The sequence below is a fragment of the Caulobacter sp. SSI4214 genome, from assembly GCF_012184455.1.
Classification (GTDB): domain Bacteria; phylum Pseudomonadota; class Alphaproteobacteria; order Caulobacterales; family Caulobacteraceae; genus Caulobacter; species Caulobacter vibrioides_E.
In genome coordinates, this window is the sequence record NZ_SZWJ01000163.1 from 1 (window position 1) to 3,337 (window position 3,337).

Genomic DNA, 3,337 nt, shown 5'->3' on the forward strand with positions numbered 1-3,337 from the left:
AGCAACCGGCCGATATTCTCCAGCGTCAGGCCCTGATCGGCCAACGTCGCCACGTCCCGTCCGCGATACCAAAGCCGGCCGCCGGCCACCGTGGTGATGGCCGACGGAAGAACGGGCTCGCCCCAGGCGATGGCCTCGGCGGCGACGTCGGCGGCGCGGCGGCCGCGCGCCTTCTTCTGGGCCAGGGCGGCGACGTCGGAGGCGCGATAGAGGCTGCGGCGAGGATCGCGCGGGTGCGCGGCGGCCTCGATCCGACCTCGGCTGACATAGGCGTAGAGCGTCTGCGGCCGGATCCCCAGCCGTTCCAGCACCTGATCCGCTTCCAGCCAGTCCGCCATATAGATTGATTATATTGATCAAGATTGACGATCAAGCCTCGCCCGCTTTTTTCTCGGCGCGAAAGGAGACCGCACATGTCCGATGGTCTTGAGGGCGTCATCGCCGCCCGCACCGTTCTGTCCGATGTCGACGGCGCCAAGGGCCGCCTGGTGATCCGAGGCTACGCCGTCGAGGACCTGTCGGGCCGAACCCGCTATGAGGAGGCGGCGCATCTGCTGTTCGACGGCTTCTTCGAGGACGCGCCCAGCGACCTCGCGCCGGCCCTGGGCCAGGCGCGCGTCCAAGCCTTCCGCGAAGTCGCCGCACTGGACGAAGGTCTGGCGCGGCGCGATCCCGTCGAGGCCATGCGCGCCCTGCTGGCCCGCCTGCCCGATGGCGACGACCTGGCGACCGCCCTGCTGCTGATCGCCGCTCCCGCCGTCTTCACGCCCGCCGTGTTGCGTATGGCCAAGGGCGAGACGCCCGTCGCGCCGGACCCCGCCCTGTCGCACGCCGCCGACATCCTGCGCATGATGCGCGGCGCGCCGGCGACCAATGCCGAGGCCGCCGCGCTCGACGCCTATCTGGTCACGGTCTGCGACCACGGCCTGAACGCCTCGACCTTCGCCGCTCGGGTCGTGGCCTCGACCCGCGCGGGCCTGACCTCGGCGGTGCTGGCGGGGCTGTCGGCGCTGAAGGGGCCGCTGCACGGCGGCGCGCCCGGGCCGGTGATCGAGATGCTGGATGCGATCGGCGCGCCCGAAAACGCTCGTCCCTGGTTGGAAAAGGCCCTGGCGCGCGGCGACCGGCTGATGGGTTTCGGCCACCGGATCTATCGTGTGCGCGACCCGCGCGCCGACGCCTTGAAGGCCGCCGTGCGCCGTCTGGCCGCGGCCTCCGGCGGCCTGCCCGGTCGCCTGGCCTTCGCCGAGGCCGTCGAGCAGGCCGCCCTGCAAATCCTGCGCGAGCACAAGCCCGACCGGCCCCTGGACACCAATGTCGAGTTCTACACGGCGCTCTTGCTGGAGGCGCTGGGCCTGCCGCCGTCCAGCTTCACGTGCGTCTTCGCCATGGGCCGGGTCTCGGGCTGGATCGCCCACGCCCGCGAACAGCTGGCCGGCGGTCGCCTGATCCGGCCCCAGTCGGTCTATGTGGGCCCCGAGGCGCGCGCGGCCGCCTGAAAGGCGAGAGTCGTTCGCGCTGGGGTCGGCGCGGTCGCCTTGCTAGAAGGCGGCCATGTCCGCCTCAGCCGTCTCGCCCGCGATCCGAACCGCCACGCAGCGGGTGGCGATGTTCTCCGTCGCCACCTCGACCTTGCTGATCATCATCAAGGCGATCGCCTGGCAGGCCAGCAGCTCCATCGCCCTGCTGGCCTCGCTGTCCGACTCGGTCCTCGACCTGATGGCGTCGCTGATCACGCTGTTCGCGGTGCGCTACGCCGCCGAGCCGCCCGACGCCGAGCACCGCTTCGGCCACGGCAAGGCCGAGGCCTTTTCCAGCCTGACCCAGGCCGGCCTGGTCTTCGCCTCCGGCGCGTTGATCGGCCGCGAGGCGATCGCGGCCTTACTGCATCCGCGCCCGGTCGATCACGGCCTGGCCGGCGTCGCGGTCATGGCGATCTCGATCGTCCTGACCATGATCCTGATCACGGCCCAGACCCGAGTGCTGAAGGCCAGCGGCTCGATCGCCATCGCCGGCGACCGCGCCCACTACGCCGCCGACCTGGCCGCCAACGCCGTGGCCCTGCTGGGCGTCGGGGCGGCGACCTGGCTTGGCGTCAACTGGCTGGACGCCGCCGCCGGCCTGGCCGTGGCGCTGTGGCTGATCTGGGGCGCGATCGGCGTGTTCCGCGAGGCCTCGCACCAGCTGATGGATCGCGAACTGCCCGAGGAAGAGCGCGCGCGCATCGTGGAGCTGGCCACGGCCGACCCGCGCCTACTGGGCGTCCACCAGCTGCGCACCCGCGCCTCGGGCCCGTATGTCCATATGCAGATGCACGCCGACCTCGCCGCCGACATCTCGCTGGCCGAGGCGCACCAGATCATGGTCGCCGCCGAGAACCGCCTGCTGGAGGCGTTTCCGGCCGCCGACATCCTGATCCACCCAGACCCTCGCGGCTTGGCCGAAAAGCACGGCGGGATGTTCGCCGCGGCCGACGAGGGTTGAGTTTTCGCGTCGTCCGGGGTCATAGACCACGGCATGGACGACACCTTGGCTGACCTTCCCCGCGCCTTCGCCGGAAAGACCGTGCTGGTCCTCGGCGACGTGATGCTGGACCGCTTCATCTATGGCGCGGTCGACCGCATCTCGCCCGAGGCGCCGGTGCCCGTCATCGCCGTCGAGAAGGAAACCGCCATGCTGGGCGGGGCCGGCAATGTCGCTCGCAATGTCGCCGCCCTCGGCGCCAAGGCGGTGCTGATCGGCCTAGTGGGCCGGGACGACGCCGGCGCGACCCTGCGCGGCATGATCGACGCCGAGCACGGCCTCGAAGCCGAGCTGATCGTCGACCCCAAGCGTCGCACGACCGAGAAGGTCCGCTACATCTCGGGCTCGCATCAAATGCTGCGCGTCGACCGGGAGGATCGAGGCCCTGGCGACAGCGAGGCCCTGCTCGCCGCGTTCCGAGGCCGCCTGGCGTCCGCCGACGTCGTGGTGCTGTCCGACTACGCCAAAGGCGTGCTGACCCCGGAGGCGACGCGGGGGGCGATCGACGCCGCCCGCGCCGCCGGCAAGCCGGTGATCGTCGACCCCAAGAGCCGCGATCTCGCCCGCTACGACGGCGCCACCTTGGTCAAACCCAATCGCAAGGAGGCCGCCGAGGCCACCGGCATCATCGACCCGTCGGACGAGGCCTCGGAGGAAGCCGGCGCGGCGATCCTGGCCATGGCGCCGGCGCTGGAGGCGGCCCTGATCACTCGGGGCGGCGCGGGCATGACCCTCGCCGCGCGCGGCCAGGCGCCCATCCACCTCCCCGCCACGGCGATCGAAGTGTTCGACGTCTCCGGCGCCGGCGACACCG

Annotated in this window: 4 protein-coding genes; 3 read left to right on the forward strand and 1 reads right to left on the reverse strand. The window is 71.5% G+C overall.

Annotated features, from left to right (window positions below; all coding sequences use genetic code 11):
- The coding region (locus FCU40_RS22760) for a citrate synthase (RefSeq protein ID WP_241693695.1) at nt 1-338 on the reverse strand (338 nt) is incomplete at its 3' end.
- A gap of 75 nt (nt 339-413) precedes the next feature.
- Between FCU40_RS22760 and FCU40_RS22765 the strand changes: the two genes are divergently transcribed.
- The 3 genes from FCU40_RS22765 to FCU40_RS22775 all read left to right on the forward strand — a co-directional run.
- Nucleotides 414-1,499 carry a citrate synthase/methylcitrate synthase gene (locus FCU40_RS22765; RefSeq protein ID WP_168078074.1) on the forward strand — a complete coding sequence of 362 codons (1,086 nt, stop codon included), beginning with the start codon at nt 414-416 and terminating at the stop codon, nt 1,497-1,499.
- Nucleotides 1,500-1,554: 55 nt separating this feature from the next.
- A complete protein-coding gene (locus tag FCU40_RS22770; RefSeq protein WP_004617200.1) occupies nt 1,555-2,484 on the forward strand; it encodes a cation diffusion facilitator family transporter in 930 nt (309 codons plus the stop codon).
- A 33-nt stretch (nt 2,485-2,517) separates the two neighbouring features.
- Nucleotides 2,518-3,337, forward strand: an 820-nt coding sequence (locus tag FCU40_RS22775) for a PfkB family carbohydrate kinase (protein ID WP_241693696.1), incomplete at its 3' end; no start/stop codon positions are given.

Bases quoted from the DNA above. Each gene is read 5' to 3' on its own strand.
- FCU40_RS22765 (WP_168078074.1), top strand. From the start codon at position 414: ATGTCCGATGGTCTTGAGGGCGTCATCGCCGCCCGCACCGTTCTGTCC.
- FCU40_RS22770 (WP_004617200.1), top strand. From the start codon at position 1,555: ATGTCCGCCTCAGCCGTCTCGCCCGCGATCCGAACCGCCACGCAGCGG.